Source organism: Wolbachia endosymbiont of Listronotus oregonensis, assembly GCF_031205055.1.
GTDB lineage: Bacteria > Pseudomonadota > Alphaproteobacteria > Rickettsiales > Anaplasmataceae > Wolbachia.
Map to the genome: position 1 here is coordinate 1,222,969 of NZ_CP102118.1, position 16,991 is coordinate 1,239,959.

11 protein-coding genes and 2 pseudogenes are annotated in these 16,991 nt (G+C 35.0%); 3 read left to right on the forward strand and 10 right to left on the reverse strand.

The annotated features are described in order from the left end of the window. Positions 1-95: 95 nt before the first annotated feature. A pseudogene (locus tag NMD99_RS08125) lies at positions 96-807 on the reverse strand (transposase); the annotation flags it as partial. A 165-nt stretch (positions 808-972) separates the two neighbouring features. After that, positions 973-1,683: a class II aldolase/adducin family protein gene (locus NMD99_RS06190; protein ID WP_253307196.1), complete on the reverse strand. Its 711-nt coding sequence runs from the start codon at positions 1,681-1,683 to the stop codon at positions 973-975. A 280-nt stretch (positions 1,684-1,963) separates the two neighbouring features. Between NMD99_RS06190 and NMD99_RS06195 the strand changes: the two genes are divergently transcribed. After that, complete coding sequence (locus NMD99_RS06195) at positions 1,964-2,587, forward strand: AAA family ATPase (protein WP_253307197.1); 624 nt, start codon at positions 1,964-1,966, stop codon at positions 2,585-2,587. Here NMD99_RS06195 and tsaB read toward each other — a convergent pair. The 3 genes from tsaB to NMD99_RS06210 all read right to left on the reverse strand — a co-directional run bounded on the left by tsaB (position 2,582) and on the right by NMD99_RS06210 (position 5,567). After that, a complete protein-coding gene (gene tsaB / locus NMD99_RS06200; RefSeq protein WP_309165909.1) occupies positions 2,582-3,184 on the reverse strand; it encodes a tRNA (adenosine(37)-N6)-threonylcarbamoyltransferase complex dimerization subunit type 1 TsaB in 603 nt (200 codons plus the stop codon). The two genes, NMD99_RS06195 and tsaB, sit on opposite strands and share 6 nt — an antisense overlap. Beyond that, on the reverse strand, positions 3,184-4,314 hold the full coding sequence (locus tag NMD99_RS06205) for a cation:dicarboxylate symporter family transporter (protein WP_253307199.1): 1,131 nt from the start codon (positions 4,312-4,314) through the stop codon (positions 3,184-3,186). The genes tsaB and NMD99_RS06205 overlap by 1 nt, the downstream gene beginning before the upstream one ends. Before the next feature lie 263 nt (positions 4,315-4,577). Next, a complete protein-coding gene (locus tag NMD99_RS06210; protein ID WP_253307200.1) occupies positions 4,578-5,567 on the reverse strand; it encodes a ribonucleotide-diphosphate reductase subunit beta in 990 nt (329 codons plus the stop codon). Positions 5,568-5,697: 130 nt separating this feature from the next. Here NMD99_RS06210 and NMD99_RS06215 point away from each other — a divergent pair, with 130 nt between their 5' ends. After that, positions 5,698-6,036 carry an outer membrane protein assembly factor BamE gene (locus tag NMD99_RS06215; RefSeq protein ID WP_309165911.1) on the forward strand — a complete coding sequence of 113 codons (339 nt, stop codon included), beginning with the start codon at positions 5,698-5,700 and terminating at the stop codon, positions 6,034-6,036. 230 nt (positions 6,037-6,266) lie between these two features. Here the strand turns inward: NMD99_RS06215 and NMD99_RS06220 are convergent. Next, positions 6,267-6,892 (reverse strand): annotated as a pseudogene (locus NMD99_RS06220) (hypothetical protein). A gap of 151 nt (positions 6,893-7,043) precedes the next feature. Here NMD99_RS06220 and recO point away from each other — a divergent pair. Then, a complete protein-coding gene (gene recO, locus NMD99_RS06225) occupies positions 7,044-7,766 on the forward strand; it encodes a DNA repair protein RecO (RefSeq protein WP_253307186.1) in 723 nt (240 codons plus the stop codon). Positions 7,767-7,909: 143 nt separating this feature from the next. Here recO and NMD99_RS06230 read toward each other — a convergent pair whose 3' ends face one another. From NMD99_RS06230 to clpB, 4 genes are read right to left on the reverse strand one after another with little or no spacing between them, the layout of a single operon-like run. Continuing rightward, positions 7,910-9,292 (reverse strand): PleD family two-component system response regulator, encoded by a 1,383-nt coding sequence (locus NMD99_RS06230; protein ID WP_264688012.1) that lies wholly within the window; start codon positions 9,290-9,292, stop codon positions 7,910-7,912. Then, positions 9,264-9,560, reverse strand: a complete 297-nt coding sequence (gene tatB / locus NMD99_RS06235) for a Sec-independent protein translocase subunit TatB (RefSeq protein ID WP_253307184.1) — start codon at positions 9,558-9,560, stop codon at positions 9,264-9,266. The genes NMD99_RS06230 and tatB overlap by 29 nt, the downstream gene beginning before the upstream one ends. A gap of 5 nt (positions 9,561-9,565) precedes the next feature. Further along, positions 9,566-14,272, reverse strand: a complete 4,707-nt coding sequence (locus NMD99_RS06240; RefSeq protein WP_309165914.1) for an NAD-glutamate dehydrogenase — start codon at positions 14,270-14,272, stop codon at positions 9,566-9,568. A 26-nt stretch (positions 14,273-14,298) separates the two neighbouring features. After that, positions 14,299-16,962, reverse strand: a complete 2,664-nt coding sequence (clpB, locus tag NMD99_RS06245) for an ATP-dependent chaperone ClpB (protein ID WP_253309998.1) — start codon at positions 16,960-16,962, stop codon at positions 14,299-14,301. Positions 16,963-16,991 lie beyond the last annotated feature (29 nt).

Genomic DNA, 16,991 nt, shown 5'->3' on the forward strand with positions numbered 1-16,991 from the left:
ATTTTAGCAACTAAAAGCTGTAAATTGCACCATATAAACAGTTATTTCAAGCAAAAGTTATGCCATTAAGAGCTATGCAACAAACATTTATATTTGTGGGTAATAGTAAGATTAACTACCATGCGTGAATATAGATCCTGCCAAATATAGTCATCCTTCTTTGGTTTTTATATAAGTAATCCCATATTTTATTTGGTTGATCGACAATAAAGTTTTGGTCTAATATATTGAGAGCTACGACTCTATTGTCCGTTTGTTGCTTCTTAGTTTTAAATTTTCTTCTCAATATAGCCCGAATACCATTTTTCTGCATAACACTTTGTACTGTTTTAATTTTTGCCTAAAGCTTTTAATTCAGCGTGAATTTTAGGGATCTGCATTTGGATGCTTTTTTTGAATATCTGCTAGAAGCCCATCTCTTGCTAATTCCTTACTGCTTTTTCCCTTAGCAACCCATTTATAATAACCACCAGCAGATATGTCTAAAACCCTACATAGTTCCTGTATTTTATAGCAATTTCTATATAAAAGAATACTTTACTCTTTTTGTTTGGTCAGGGCTTTTTTTTAAATGTCTCTTTCTCTTGTTACTCTTGCTAGTTCTTTTTTTAGATCAAATCTTTCTTTGTCATAAGGAGCCTTTGTCTGGAAATGCGTATGCTTCTGACATTTTTCCATCATATTTTCTTACCCATTTACTTAACATACTGCCATCTATGCCTAGATCTTTTGCTATTTTTTTACTTCTGTTTCTTTAACCAGCTTAACAGCTTCTAATTTGAATCCTGCTGCTTCTATTTGCCATATTTTGAAAAAACGTTTTATTTTACTCCAAAAACGTCTTAACTTTCTCTCTACTTTTTCTGGGTAAGGTCAGAGTATCCACTTTAACCTCTCTAAATTTGCTCATAACCTCTTAACTTGACGCGTATGACTCCCTACTTGGATGACAGATAGTAGTGCGAAAGCCTCTTACAACTTACTTTTAATTAGTCTAACCCATGCGTGCCAATCCCTCTCACCAAGATTGCTTTCAAAAGATAGGAGATCCTTTACAGCTTTTGAGCAAATTTCTTCACTTGGAATTGATAACTCCCTATTCATTGCTAACGTTAAACATTGAGTTTTGCACGCTCGTTCTAAATGATACGTGTAAAACATTGCTTCTTGTATAGTCCGACCACACGTTATAGATCCATGATTGCGCATTAACATGACAAAATTTTCTTTCAGATCAGCTATTAACCTCTTTCCTTCTGTATTGCTAAGTGCTAGGGAATTATAATTATGGTAAGAGATTTTATTGTAAAAGTGCAGTGCCCATTGACTTATTGGAAGTAGTCCATCTTTTAGAGAAGAAACTGCTACAATAGAAGGTGTATGCAGGTGAAAAATTGCTTGAATGTCTTTCCTTGCTTGATAAACAAAACCATGAATTATATAGCCAGTTTTATTATATTGATATTCTGTACCCTCAATCACATTTCCATCTAGTGATACTCTCATCAATGAATTTTCATTCACTTCGTCAAAGCGTATACCAAATGGGTAAATATAAAACGACTTTTGATCTTCAGAACATACCGAGAGGTGAGTATATGTATGATCATCCAGTTTAAGGTAAGACAAAATCTGATAGGCATAGACTAGATCCCTTTTTACTCTGCTCTTTGTTAACAACACAATCCTCTGTTAGAATCTTCTGAAGATTTATACACGAAAAAAGGCTTGTAGTAAACTAATAAGTCTATGCCACTCTGTCTTGCTTTCTGAATACCAAACACTTTTGTGTTGTAGCTTGCTTAAAAATAGTTATCGTTATTATAGAGTTTATATACAGAATTTATGTTTCTAAATTACATAATATCTTAACTATAAAAATAATTTTCTATGTAATATTTCATATGTTTTAAAGCTTTGTTTTTATGTTATTATAAATGTAAGTTTCAAGATTGAAAATAATATGGTAAGTATTAACACAAAAAAACAGCCAGCAGGATTTTTCATATATCTCTCTGGTCTTTCAGGAAGTGGTAAACTTTCCACAGCAATAGAATTGTCCAATATGATAGACGCATTAATTGTAAATAGTAAGTTCTATAACAATGTTCAAGTTTGCTCTATATACAATGGTGTCTTTGAACGTGATCAAATACCTAAAGAAGTTCAAGATAGAATATATGACATTATGCAAATTATGCTTCAGGTAATAGAAAATTATCCGATTCACTCAAAAAATTACATATTTATTGATGAGTTGATGGAAAATAATGACCAGAACATGAGGATGTATGATTCAATAGTAAGGCTTAGTAAAAAAATGAACACAGAAATCCTTCCTGTGGTACTTAGGTGTGATCTACCGACATTACAAAAGCGTATTGCATTAAAAAGGCAAAGAAAAAATAGGAAGGTGACTAATGTAAATAGCATGATAGAGCAATTTAGGATTAACAATTTATTTATACCACCGAGTGCCATAGAGATAGAAAATTCAGATATGAGTATAAAAGAAGTAGCTCAAGAGATAGTAAACCAGATGCACAGGCTTAGCCACATTGTATGTACGCGAAAGAATAGTCTATAATGATTTCATATACTGAGGCTCATTTAAATATAGAGCCTCAACTTCATTTAATTTTTGCTTGTTCTTCAGTCTATAATGAACCAATAGTCCTGCATGGCTAGCATTTAAATTGCAATCCATATGTGTAATGCAGTCACTGCTTATAGCGTGACACTTGGATCCAGGTTCACGTGCTGCAGTTGGACCAGATAGCGGCAATAAATTGAAATCAAATAACTGCGTATAAAACCCTTGAGCATTTTTGATTATAGCTCTGATATTTTTTTTGCTATTCGTACAAAGCAAAGATATTGTGTAAGCTTGAACTTCCAGCGCATTAACTCCGTATAATGGCTTATTTGTAGCAAGATTTATACCTTGTGCTGCTGATATACCAACTCTAATTCCAGTGAAACTTCCTGGTCCAACTACTACCGCTAAATGATCTATTTTATCATAATTATAATTGTGCTTATCAAACAAAGTATTCAGAATTTGAAAAAATGATTCTACATGATTGTTGCTGGCGGAATTGCGCTCTACAAAACAATTACCATCATAATCAACTATTGCTATTGAACTACCAGTACCTACAGTATCAATCGCTAAAATAGACATTACTTAAGCTTATCATAGAGTTTTGTAAACATCATAGTAAAGGCACCATTACCCATAACATTTGCTGAAGTGATTATTGGATCAAACACTATATACAAGGCTGTGATTAACGAAAGCATTTCTGGAGAAAATTTGAGGTATTTCTCAAGAATAGGTAGCATTACCATAATTCCTCCTGCCGGCACTGCAACGATAGCAAACTTAAATAACAAAAAATAGAGAAGAAAAGTTACATAGTCCGTTGTGGACAATAAATAACCAGAAGTAATTACCATTGATAATATTATAACAAAAAAGCAATCACCTACTAAATGGAAGCTAGCAGTTATTGGTATAACAGACGATGCTATATCAGGTTGCTTTACATTTTTTTTGCTTCCTTCAAGAGTAAGCGGCATAGTTGCATTACTAGACATTGTGCTCATCGCAGTAATAAATGCCGGTATCATATTGCCTATACTAGCTATCCAGCTTGTGATCTTGAATGAATTTGCTGCTCCATATAAGAGGAAAACATAAAGGTAGGTTGCAGATGCTATAATAATGAAAATTATTGAGTAATCCTTAAATATTATAGATAAAACTTGATCATGCTGCATTTTTAAAGCAAGCCCAAGTACAAATATTGGAATAATCGGCGTCAAAAACGTCTTCAAAATAAAGAGAGTTAAATCTAACATTTTGTTCGAAAGCTCTTTGCTTTTCTTGGGTAGCAGTGTGGACACTACTATGCTGGACACAAATCCACAGGCAAGGGCATAAAAATTAGAAAGCAATGCAGGCAGCCTAAACGACCATAAAGGAACAATTGTTTCTTCATACGTTATATCTTGTATTGAATAAGTGTTTTGTATGATAAAATGCCCAACAGAATAAGCTATTAAACTTGAAGCCAGATTCGATAAGAAGATCATTATAATAAGTAACAATATAAACTTTATAGCTGACTGCTTAAGATTGTTAACACTGCTAAAGATTAACGCAAAAATAATAAAAGGCATTATAAATAGCAAAACCTCTTTTATACTCAGGCTCGTTGAGTACAAGAAGGTTTTTGCTTCCATTGGAACTAAATGACCAAAGAATGCAACTGAAGTGATGACCGTGAGTAAGATTAATAGTTGTAGCACGTTCTTATATACCAATGTCCTATGGACATATATATGGTAAGTTGGTTGTTAAGTAAAGCAAAACTGCCTATTGCTACGAAACATTATGAAAGACAAGCAGCTTTTGTTACTCCCGCGCGTACTGCACGAATATTATCTATTAGATCCCAGTGCCTTGACTACTTCGATCCAGGAAAATTGATTATGCACTATACAACATTCTCGATCAAAAAACTGATTCCAGTGTCAGCTACTTGCATGACAAAGAAGAGTGAAATTAGCACTCACCTATTATTCGTGTCGTTTTCAGTAAAAGCCTCCTCCCATGTGCCTTGAGTTGCTGCACGACTATACTCTGTTACTCTATTTTCAAAGAAATTCGTATGTTCAACGCCATTTAGTATTTCATCGAGCCATGGAATAGGATTATCATTGACATCATATATGGACTCAAGACCTAATTGCATTAACCGTCTGTTTGCTACGTAGCGTATGTAATTGCGCACTTCTTCTGCGGATAGTCCTTCAACATCTCCTAAATCAAAGGCAAGCTTTATGAATTCGTCCTCAAGCTCAACAATAGTGCGGCATGCAGAATATAATTCCTCTTTAAACTCGTTGTCCCAAATTTCATTATTCTCTTTAATAAATGTATTAAATAACATAATAATTGAATTGGTGTGCAAAGTTTCATCACGGGCTGACCAGGCGATTATCTGCCCCATGCCTTTCATTTTTCCAAAGCGTTGGAAATTGAGCAAAATTGCAAACGATGCGAATAACTGCAACCCCTCGGTAAATGCACCAAACACTGCTAGAGTTTTAGCTACATGTTTTTTATCGTGTTTTTTGCTTTCCTCAAATTCCAGCATGTATTCATATTTCTTTCTCATAGCATCATACTTTAAAAATGCTTGATACTCGCTTTCTGGCATGCCAATTGTGTCTAAAAGATAAGAATAAGCTGCAATGTGTATGGTTTCCATATTGGAAAAACTTGCAAGCATCATGCATATCTCTGTTGGCTTAAATATATTTGAATAATGCCTCATATAGCAGTTATTTACTTCAATGTCCGCTTGAGTAAAGAATCTAAAAATCTGAGTTAGTAGATTTTTCTCTACGTTTGAAAGTTTAGTTTTCCAATCCTTCACGTCATCAGCAAGCGGAACTTCCTCAGGTATCCAATGGATTCTTTGTTGCTGCAGCCACGCATCATACGCCCAAGGGTAATTAAAAGGTTTGTATATTGGATCTGCTTCTAACAATGACATAAGACACCTATTATTTTCTAAAGTAAATATTATATTAAGTGATATTGAGAATCAGTCAATTTAACTTTTTGAAATTTGACGGCAGGTAATTTATTAGTGTATTATAGCTTCAAGTAATTTATCAACAGAAATGCGAGTATTAATATCTTTTATTTTATTATTTACAGTGAGCTGCACACACACTATTCACAACCACGGAGCTCCTGGCATTAGTGTTGAATTGTGGAGCAAGATAAAAGCAGGTGACGATAAAGAAAAAGTGGTTCACACTTTAGGATCACCAATATTAGTATCAAAGTTCGATGACAATGTTTGTTACTATGTCTCATATAAAATTAAACAAGCTAACTTCTTAGGAAAAAGGAAGTATAGCAGTAAGTCCCTGCAAATTTCATTCGATCAGGACGGTAAAGTTGCAGATACAAAAGAAACTGACATCTTAGAGAGATCTTTGGCTGTTCCTGATTGAAAATCTGCTGACTACAGAGTTTTTCCCGCCCTTCTTTGTCATCCAAGAACCGTATTACGTCATCCCAGTGCCCAGACACTGGGATCTATTTTTTTCTGGATGCCAGTGTCACGCACTGGCATGACAAGAAAGGAGCGCTGGAATGATAATGTGAAGTGTCTACTTCTGTCATCCAAGTAGCCTGACTACTTGGATGACAGAAGGTAATATAAGAGGTCTATTGTAAGATTTTACCCATTTAGAATAAAGTCTAGTGTTACTTCACGCAAATGTGGTGGTGCTGAGTAGGCAAGCCAGTCAATGGGCTACATTTATATACTGCACGCATTGCATTATCTGCTATCGACCTGAAAAGTGGATTATTTCGATAGGAATCACTGTCTGCTACATCGGCCATAATTATCTCGCCTTGACTGGATAATAATAAGTTAATTTTTATATTAAAATTTTCTTTGTAAGCTATGCTTTCAGGAATGCTCCAGCATTTTGTAAGTTTGTCTCTTATAGAGTTAATAATTTCTGTTACAACTAATTCATCCTTTTTATTCTCAACGCTTTTTTCGTTTCCTATTTCATTTTTTGCCTCTCTAACATCCCTTCTTAGTTTCTTCCCTACACTTTTTTTTCTTTTTGGAACTGGAATGAATTCTTTACCCTCGTTAATAATGACTTCTTCTTGCATTTCGATAATTTGCCTCGGTTGTGCTACAACAGTGTGCTCAACTGTTTCTTTTTTCCTTTGTGGTATAGGAACAACTGACGTATCATTCGTTTGGGCTTTTGTTGAAGGTAACGAAAAAAGCAGAAAACAACATAAAGATAAAAAAAGAATGTAATTAGAATAGAAAAAACGCATATGTTAAGCAGTTTGTTTTACTGGTTTAAAGCTAATATTGCACATAAAGTCAATATATTTTAGTTGATTTAAGCTCAAAGACGTAGTTTTTGCTGTACTAATTTTACTATTTCTATAATATCATACGGTCAATACGGTCAATATACTCTAAATGAGATGGAAAGATGAAGGCATCATTATAGCTGCTAAAAAATACGGCGATAAAAACTTAATTCTTTCTCTGTTTACAAAAAATCATGGAAAGCGCAGGGGATTAACTAAGCTAACAAACAATAGCAATTATAAGTTTCAGATAAGTAATCTATTACATGCAGAATGGAGTGCTAAGTTACCTGAAAATCTGGGTTTTTTAAAGTGCGAATTAATCGAATCTCCATTCCATCATTTCTTTCAAGATAGGTTAAAAAGCATTACTATTGTCTCTTTCTCCTCTATTTTAGAAAAAGTGCTTCCAGAAAGTGAACCCTGTGCCATGCTGTATGACAATTTTCGATATTTCATCGATGTAATTAAACACAACAATCAGTCTTGGCAAAGCCATTATCTTAACTTAGAGCTTCTGCTTCTTACGCAATTGGGATTCAAGTTAGACTTATCCAAATGTGCTGTAACAGGTGTTAAGGAAAACTTACAATTTATTTCTCCAAAAACTGGTAGAGCAGTGTCAAAAAAAGCAGGAGATTATTATGCAGATAAACTCCTACCTTTTCCACAAATGTTGCATGATGTATACAATAATAACCTACAAAACAGCTACTCATTCCAAGAATTTCAGTTAGGACTGAAAGTCACAGGATATTTTTTAAATAAGTATCTATTTTTGCAGTTAAACATGAAATTTCCAGAGCTGAGAAACCTCATGTTGTCGCTTTAACCTTAGTTATCATTTTTTTGAAATCATTTCAGAAATCTATAGCTAACCCAAGCAACACGTCATACCGCGATTCATTCGCGGTATCTAGCATAGATTCCGCTAACGAGTAGCGGAATGACGGTTGTCGGTAAACTTAAGCCACTTTAGCTATAGCCAGTAACCACTCTATTTCTACCACTGTTTTTTGCCTTATATAAATATTTGTCAGCACGTACTATAAATTTTTTAATATCGTCAAGGTCAGATCCTTGCATTTCTGCAATTCCAATGCTAACAGTTATGTTATGGGTTGTATTTTTGTCCGCAAGTATAAAAGGTTCTTTAGCAATAATTTTTCGTATTCTCTCCGCAATAGTGTACGCATCTGATACATTGGTATCTGGCATTACAACAACAAACTCCTCACCACCAAACCTAGCTAGTAAATCTGTCACTCTGATATTTTCAGAAATTCTTTTCTGTACTTGCTTTAAAAGTTCATCTCCAGCACTATGCCCAAAACTGTCATTCACCATCTTAAAATAGTCTATATCAAGTATCATAAGAGACAACCTTCTATCCTTTTCCACAGAGTCCTTAACAATGTTTCTTAAGTGTGCATCAAAATATCTTCTATTATAACAGTTAGTTAATGGGTCCTTTATAGACATTTCCGCATTATTAAATAAATTCATTCTCAAGGCATCTTGATATCTTTTGCGTTTTACTTGCGAATTAACCCTTGCTATTAACTCACCCTCATCCAAAGGTACTGTTAAATAATCATTAGCACCTACATCAAGTGCTTTTACTAAATTGTTTTTATCATAATCCTCAGAAAGAATCAGAATTGGTGTATAGCGTGTTTCTACTTTACTACGAAACTCAGAACACAAACGCAGGCCGTCAGTTTTTGAAAACTGCATATCAGAAATGATCAGGTCGTAATTATTCTTAATACCAACCTTTAATGCCTCCACTGGATCACTCAGTATTTTAATTGACCTAAAGCGGTGCTTTAGTACATTATATATCTGCTCTGCTTGAAAGACATCTTCATCTACAACAAGTATGTTAGCATCAAAAATCTGATTAGAATAATCCATAATACTGTTTCCTGCTACTCCGCCAATCTCAGCGTTGGTTTCTCCTCTCAAACGCAATTCGTCGATAATCATCTTTAAGCGTGTGAGAGACTTAATTCTCGCAGATAAAGCAGTTTCGTTTATTGGTTTAGTCAGAAAGTCATCTGCACCAGCATTAATGCCTTGTACTCTATTGTGAGTATCATGCAGTGCAGTTACCATAATTATTGGAATATGGGTTGTCAAGGGATCACTCTTTAGCTCCTTACAAACTTGAAAGCCATTCATCTTTGGCATCATGATATCAAGTAATATAATATCAGGCTGCTGCTTTGCTACTAAATCTATAGCTTCTTCACCATCATGAGCTACGATAACCGTATAGTACTCTGCTTTTAGTCGAGCTTCTAAAAGCTTGACATTAGATAGTACATCATCTACTACTAGAATCTTCGCTGTCATTATCTTTAGATGTATTATCTATATCGTAAGTAGGATAAAGCTTACCATTTTTACCAACTATGTAATTTACTTTCTCAGTATTACACTCTTTATATAAGTCTTCAATTCCTGCGTCTTTCAATAACCTCCTAGCTTTTGATTTTATAATCATAAGATACCTATATGTATTCCTAATAAGATCAATAAATACAGGCACCTTATTTCTATCAAGAACAATTATGCTCACTAAAGCAACGACCAAAATTTCTGAAAGACCTATATTAAACATTTTTCCTATGAAGCAAGTACTTTAATCCTCCTGATTATAAATATTAATTTGCTTAAATCAAGTTTAGAAGCAACTATCTCATCTAAAAAACTATTATAACGTTCTATGTAGTCCTTATCATTACAAGCCCAGGTTTGAACCTTATCTTCGGGGTTATCAGTAGCTTTTATGACTTTAACAGCTAGCTTGTGATGGTAATTGCTTAAATCGTCCAATAAATCATTAACTAAGCTGCGATCCCAATAAGAAGAGCGGCTTTTCATCTTGATGGCAATTGTTCTAATCAGATCGAATCTTAACAGCGACTTTAACTCAAAGTATATTTTACCAGCATCAAGAATGGACAAAGATGTCTGTTCAGCAACAGATATAATGTCCAGTGCATAAGCAAGAACGTATAGATCAGCAACTTTTTTTGCTAGATCTTTATTTATATTAAGTTCTACTAAAGAAGTTGATCCATGGCTACAGACCTTTAATAGGTGTTCATCTAAAACATCAGTTAAGTTCTGGCCTAAAGTTTCAATTGCATCTTTAAATTTTGTAACATCATCCAACTCTACAAAGCTAAGCTTGCCAAGATTTTTCACTAACCAAAACGATACTCTGCCAATAAATTTCTGCACGTTCCTCACTATTTGTAAGTATGAGTTAACATCAATTTTTCCATCCAATTCATCAATTTTCTGCCACAGGCTGTTTAAATCATACAGGTGGTTAACAACAATATATATGTTAACCGCTTCTTGTACCTTAATTCCAGTGTTCTCAGCCAAATTATTGATGAATATACAGCCCATTCTATTCACTACATCATTTGCAATGCAAGTAGAGATAATTTCTCTACGAAGTTGGTGTTTTAATATGAAATCCTTAAACTTTGTTATCATCTTTTTAGGAAAATAACCTAGCAAGTAGTCATTAGATATAAGATCTTTTTCAGGCAGATCGGAATGTATAATGTCATTTTTTATTGCCATTCTAGCATAAGACATTAGAATAGAAAGCTGAGGAGAACTGAAACCTTCTGCACCAGTTAACATCCTTGCTATCTCTTCTTCAGTTGGAAGAAATTCTACGCTTCGGTTTAACAGCCCAGATTTTTCTAAACTGAGCAGTAACCTGTGGTGCTGCTCCAATCTCTCTTTAGCTTGCAAACACTCAAGAAGTAATGCTTTTGTTTCAATTCTGTTGTGGTTCTCAAGCACTTTGGATGCAACTTCGTCCACCATACTTGCCAGTATTTCATTCCTTTTTTCTAAAGAAACACCCCCTGCTTTCATAGCTGAAACAAATGCAATCTTGATGTTAACTTCAAGGTCCGAACATATCACTCCGGCTGAATTATCAACAAAATCTGCATTTATATATCCACCTCTTTCAGCATATTCTATTCTTCCAAGCTGTGTGCATCCCAAATTTCCGCCTTCTATAAACATAGAAGCTCTAATATCTTTACCATTTACTCTTAACTCATCGTTTGCTTTGTCACCGACCATGCTATGATTTTCACTCTTTGCCTTAACAAACGTGCCAATTCCTCCATTCCATATGAAGTCCACTTCTGCTTTGAGTAGATATCTAATCAAATCACTTGGAGGTAGCATATCTTCTGTTATATCAAAGCATTTTTTTATTTCTTGAGAAATGTTTACTTGCTTGCTGCTACGCTCAAATACTCCTCCACCCTTAGAAATCAAATCTTTGTTATAATCCATCCAAGTTGAAAATGGTAACTCAAAGAGACGTTTACGCTCTGTGAAACTCTTTTCTGCACTAGGATTTGGATCAATAAAAATATGCATATGGTTAAATGCGCCGATTAAATGTATATTTTTTGAAAGCAGCATACCGTTTCCAAATAGATCGCCAGCCATATCTCCAATTCCAATAACAGTTGCATCTTGGTAAATATCCTTATTCATTTTCCAAAAATGCCTCTGCGCTGCAATCCATGCACCTCTGGCTGTAATACCCATTTTTTTGTGATCATAACCTGCTGATCCACCAGATGCAAATGCATCGCCAAGCCAAAAATTGTATTCAGAGGCTATTTGGTTTGCATAGTCAGAAAAAGAAGCAGTGCCTTTATCTGCTGCAACTACCAAGTATGGATCATCCTCATCATACCTAATCACATTCTCTGGTGGAATTATTTTGCCATTAACTACATTATCAGTAATGTCAAGCATTCCCCTGATAAAACTCTTATAGCATTCAACACCTTTCTCTCTTAAAATATCTTTGTCTTTATAAACTTGCTTAATTACAAACCCACCCTTTGCGCCAACAGGTACAATAACCGCATTTTTTGTCATCTGAGCTTTCATGAGCCCCAAAACTTCAGTGCGAAAATCTTCCGTCCTATCCGACCACCTTAAGCCACCACGGGCCAATTTCCCTCCTCTTAGATGTATTCCCTCAAAAAGATTTGAATAAATATACAATTCACGATATGGACGAGGATCAGGCAAACCATTTATTTTATTTGAGTCAAATTTTGTAGATAAATATGGTTTATCGTCTTGATAATAACTGGTCCTTAAAATAGCCATTATCAAGTTAAATATCGAGCGCAAAACGTAATCATGTGAAACATTGCTGATCTCTTTTAGAAGTTCCTCAATTTTTTCTATGAAAATGTCCGTGGTTTCTGCTCTATCAATGTCTATGCTAGGATCAAATCTTGCATGAAATAGTTGTATCAAATACTTTACTATTTTTGGATACTCTGAGACTACCTTTTGGATATATTCTGGATTGTAGTTAAATGACGTCTGCTTTAGGTAAGCACTGAGCGCTCTAACCAGAAGCACTTCTTTCCACTCCAGTCCAGCAATAATGACCAAACTATTGAAATAATCATTTTTAATTTCCTTTCTAAACACTTTCGCAAGTGTTATTTCAAATTGCTCTTTTAGAGTAATGTTGTCTATTAATTCATCGACTCTTGACAACACAAAATGGTGTATCCATATTCCGCCGTTAATTTCTATGTAATAGCCATTATGAGATAGAATCTTAGCTCCCAAATTCTTAGTGATCCTTAATATCTTCGATAATTCAAGGCCTCTATTGCTTGGAGTATAAACCTTTAATTGATAATTAAGATTATCACAAGTAAGTCTTAAATCGACCTCGCTAACTCCTTTTTTCCTCACTATCTCCAATTTTTTCATATCGTAATATGCGTCATGAGGTTCGAAACTCTCTTGATAGCTTATTGGAAATGCCTTGCAATAACGGATGAATATATCCTCAACAGTACTAAAAGTATTATATAAATTGTCTATAAAACGATCTTCCCACTTTTCCGTAATGTTCCTCAATTTGTTTTCGATACGCAAAACTTCGTCATCAGGAACACTAGCATTTTTGGTCTTTAGCACTACATGCAATTTCATCAAATCATATTCATTGATAATGTGATTGTTATAAATATCTGAACTTTCTGCACTTGTCTCATCCTTCAATATGTCACGTATCTTGAACATTAGCCTAGCGCTAGCATAACGCATTGGTATCAGCACTATGCAACTAATAAAATCCCTTACTCTTCTTAAAAATAATCTGACCCTTGGCCTAATCGCAAGAGACATGATCGAAATGCAAATTTTAAATAATTCGTCTTCATTTGATTGGAATAATTCATCACAAGAGAATGCTTGTAAAATAGAAATTAAAGCTTTGTTATTGTGGCCCCCGGTTACAAACCCTGCATTTTTTTCTATAACTTTAACTTTATCTCTTATTATTGGAATAGTTCGAATATCTTGGACCTCCGCTACAGAAGTAAATAGCCCGAAAAAACGCCGTTCCTTTACTACATTACCCTGGTCATCAAATTCTTTTACTCCTATACAATTCATGTATGTACGCCGATGGACTATTGAGATTAGATCTGATCTCAATATGTATAGGGAATCAAGGTTTGCAGAAGGAATCAACGTACTTTGACCTACTCTTATCAGGCCAAGGTCCTTTTTGCTATCACAGACGAGTTTTTCATCTTTACCAGCAATATATTCTTGATAACCTAGAAATACAAAATTATTGTTTTTTAGCCAATCTAAGAAATCTTTTCCTGGTGTCACTCCAGCGTTCGACGCTGGCTGCTCGATGGCAAAAAGAAGACTTTTTGCTTCATCAAGTTTCTTGAGCATTAAGTGCCAATCTTTCACAACGCAATTAACTGCTTTCAGCGTTTTTTGTAGAGATTCTTTTAATGTATCAACAAAACTGTCACTTATACCTTTGATAATTACATATATAACTGATTCTTTGACTCCATTGCTTTCTTCCAAGGAGTAAATCTCATCTATTAGGCCATCTTTTCTTTTAATGTTAATTATGCTGTTGCTGTAATAGCATATGGTTAAATTGTGCGATTTAATAGTTGCAATAACAGAATCAACCAAAAATGGCATATCATCGTTTGTTATCTTAATCGTGGTAAAATCGCCTTCTATTCCTGGTATATCATCTATATTGCTTACTACTAACTTACTTTCATCTTTCTCTTTTTGAGAAACAAAATTGTAAGCATCGTTTACAATATATAGCAAAAACTTATCGTTGGCTTTTAGGTCGCTTTTATAAACAAAACTATAAAAATACTTAATAAATTTTTTAATTTTTTCTTTATCTTGCTGATTTTCTTGATCAACTAACTCAAATAAAGACTCAGTGTCAACATTATGATCTATACACATTTTTTTAACAAAAATACACAGTGAACTTAAACCTTTTTAACTAAGATTTCATTATCAAGAGCGTACACTATTAGCTCATCATTTTCTACTACTTCCCCTGATAAAACTAATTTAGCTAAATTATTTTGAATACACTCTTGTATAACCCTTTTTAGGGGCCTTGCTCCATATTCAGGGTCATAGCCAGTTTGTGCTATTAGTTCTTTAGCTTCCTGCGACAAACTTATACTCAGTTTACGCTTAGCAAGTGTTTTTTGTAAATAAGAAAATTGAACATCTATAATTTTATAGATGTCATCTCTGGTTAAACTGTGGAATATAATAATTTCATCCAGCCTGTTTAAAAATTCTGGACGAAATGCTGATTTAACTATTTGCATCACTTCGCTTTTTACAGAGTTAGCAACTCCTCCTTCCGATGTCATTCCAGCGCGTGAAGCTGGAATCTGCATCTGGATCCCAGTGTCAGCTACTTGGATGACAGGAGGTAGAGTCTCATTTTCTGTAACTCCCTTAAGCATTATCTCTGCACCAAGGTTAGAAGTTAAGATCAGTATGGTGTTGCGAAAATCAACTAATTTGCCATGACTATCAGTGAGTCTACCCTCATCCAAGATTTGCAGCAATAGATTAAATATATCTGGATTTGCCTTCTCTATTTCATCAAACAGAATAACCTGATATGGCCTTCTTCTTACTGCTTCGGTTAATCTGCCACCTTGCTCATAGCCAACATACCCTGGAGGCGCGCCAATTAGCTTTGAAACAGAATGTTTTTCCATATATTCTGACATATCAAAACGCAAAAGCGCTGATTGATCGTCAAACAGAAATTCAGCAAGGGCTTTTGCCAGTTCTGTTTTTCCAACCCCGGTTGGGCCTAAGAATAAAAATGAACCGAAAGGTCGATTAGTATCTTGCACACCAGAGCGAGAGCGCCTAACTGCATTACTTATTGCTTCTATCGCGCCTTTTTGCCCTATTACTCTTCTTCCTATTTCATTCTCCATGTTAAGAAGTTTTTCCTTTTCGCTGTGCATCATGTTATCAACTGGAATTCCTGTCCACTTTGAAACAATGTTTGCAATATCATCTCCAGTCACTTCTTTCTTTAAGAAACTATCAGTAACCTTTTCCTGATTTTTTAATTCATTCTCAAGCTGAGGGATCACACCATACATCAGCTCTCCTGCTTTTCCTAAATTTCCACTCCGCTGAGCCAATTCCAGCTCTTTTCTGGCGTTATCTAATTTTTCAACTGTTTCTTGTATTCTAGCTATTTTATTCTTTTCCATCTGCCATTTGCTGTTCAAGTCAGCAAATTTACTGTTTAGATTTTCGATCTCTTCATTTATCTTTTTTAAACGCTGTTTAGAATTTTCATCACTTTCTTTTTTTAGAGCTTCTGCTTCAATCTTTAGCTGTATAACCTTTCTCTCAAGTTCATCAATAACTTCAGGCTTGCTATCCATTTCAATTCTCACCCTACTTGCTGCTTCATCAATCAAATCAATTGCTTTATCAGGTAAAAACCTATCTGTTATATATCTATTGGACAACGTTGCAGCAGCAATTATTGCACCGTCTGTAATTCTTATACCATGATGCACTTCATATCTTTCCTTCAAACCCCTGAGTATTGAAATGGTATCAGTTTCAGTTGGTTGAGAGATAAACACAGGCTGAAAACGCCTTGCAAGTGCAGGATCTTTTTCTATATGCTGACGATATTCATCTAAAGTTGTGGCTCCTATACAGCGAATTTCTCCACGCGCAAGAGCAGGCTTTAGCAAATTTGAAGCATCCATTGCACCACTTATTGCTCCTGCTCCAACTAAAGTATGAAGCTCATCTATAAACAAGATAACTTTTCCCTCCGCTTTCGAAAGCTCATTAATAACTGCTTTTAACCTTTCTTCAAATTCTCCTCTAAATTTTGTTCCAGCAATTAATGCGCCAAGATCGAGGGCTAAAACTTTTGCATCACGCAAACCAAGTGGCACGTCATTTGCAACGATTCTATTTGCAAGCCCCTCAACTATTGCAGTTTTTCCAACACCAGGTTCACCGATCAGCACTGGATTATTTTTTGTCCGCCTCAGTGATACCTGCATAGTTCTTCTGATCTCTTCATCACGACCAATTACAGGATCAAGCTTGCCTTGCATAGCAAGCTCTGTAATATCCTTTGTATATCTCTTAGCCGCGTTCAATTTTTCCTCACTGTTTGGCGAGTCTGCACTGCTACCTTTCCTCATGTCTGTAACAACTGAATTTAATTTTTGCGGTGTAACACCATTCTCTGCCAGAATTTTGCCTACAGTATCATCTTTTTGTGCAGTGAGGCCCTGCAGTAAACGCTCAACAGCAACAAATGAATCTTTATTTCTCTTTGCAATACCAATTGAATCTTCAAAAACTTTTGCTATTTCTCTTGAAAGTTGAAGGCCCCCACTTCCTGGACCTTCAATTACTGGCAACTTTTTTATTGCGCTATCCACAGCATCAGAAATACTTTGCACATTTCCACCACAAGCGTTTATCAAATCCTGAACTAAACCTAATTCATCCTCAAGCATCACTTTGAGTAAATGCTCAGGCATAAAAATCTGATGCCCAGCTCCCAACGCTTTCATCTGAGCACTTTGAATTAGACTTTTTGCTTTTTCGGTAAATTTATTTAAGTCCATAACACCAGTTAAATTCGTATTTGCTGATG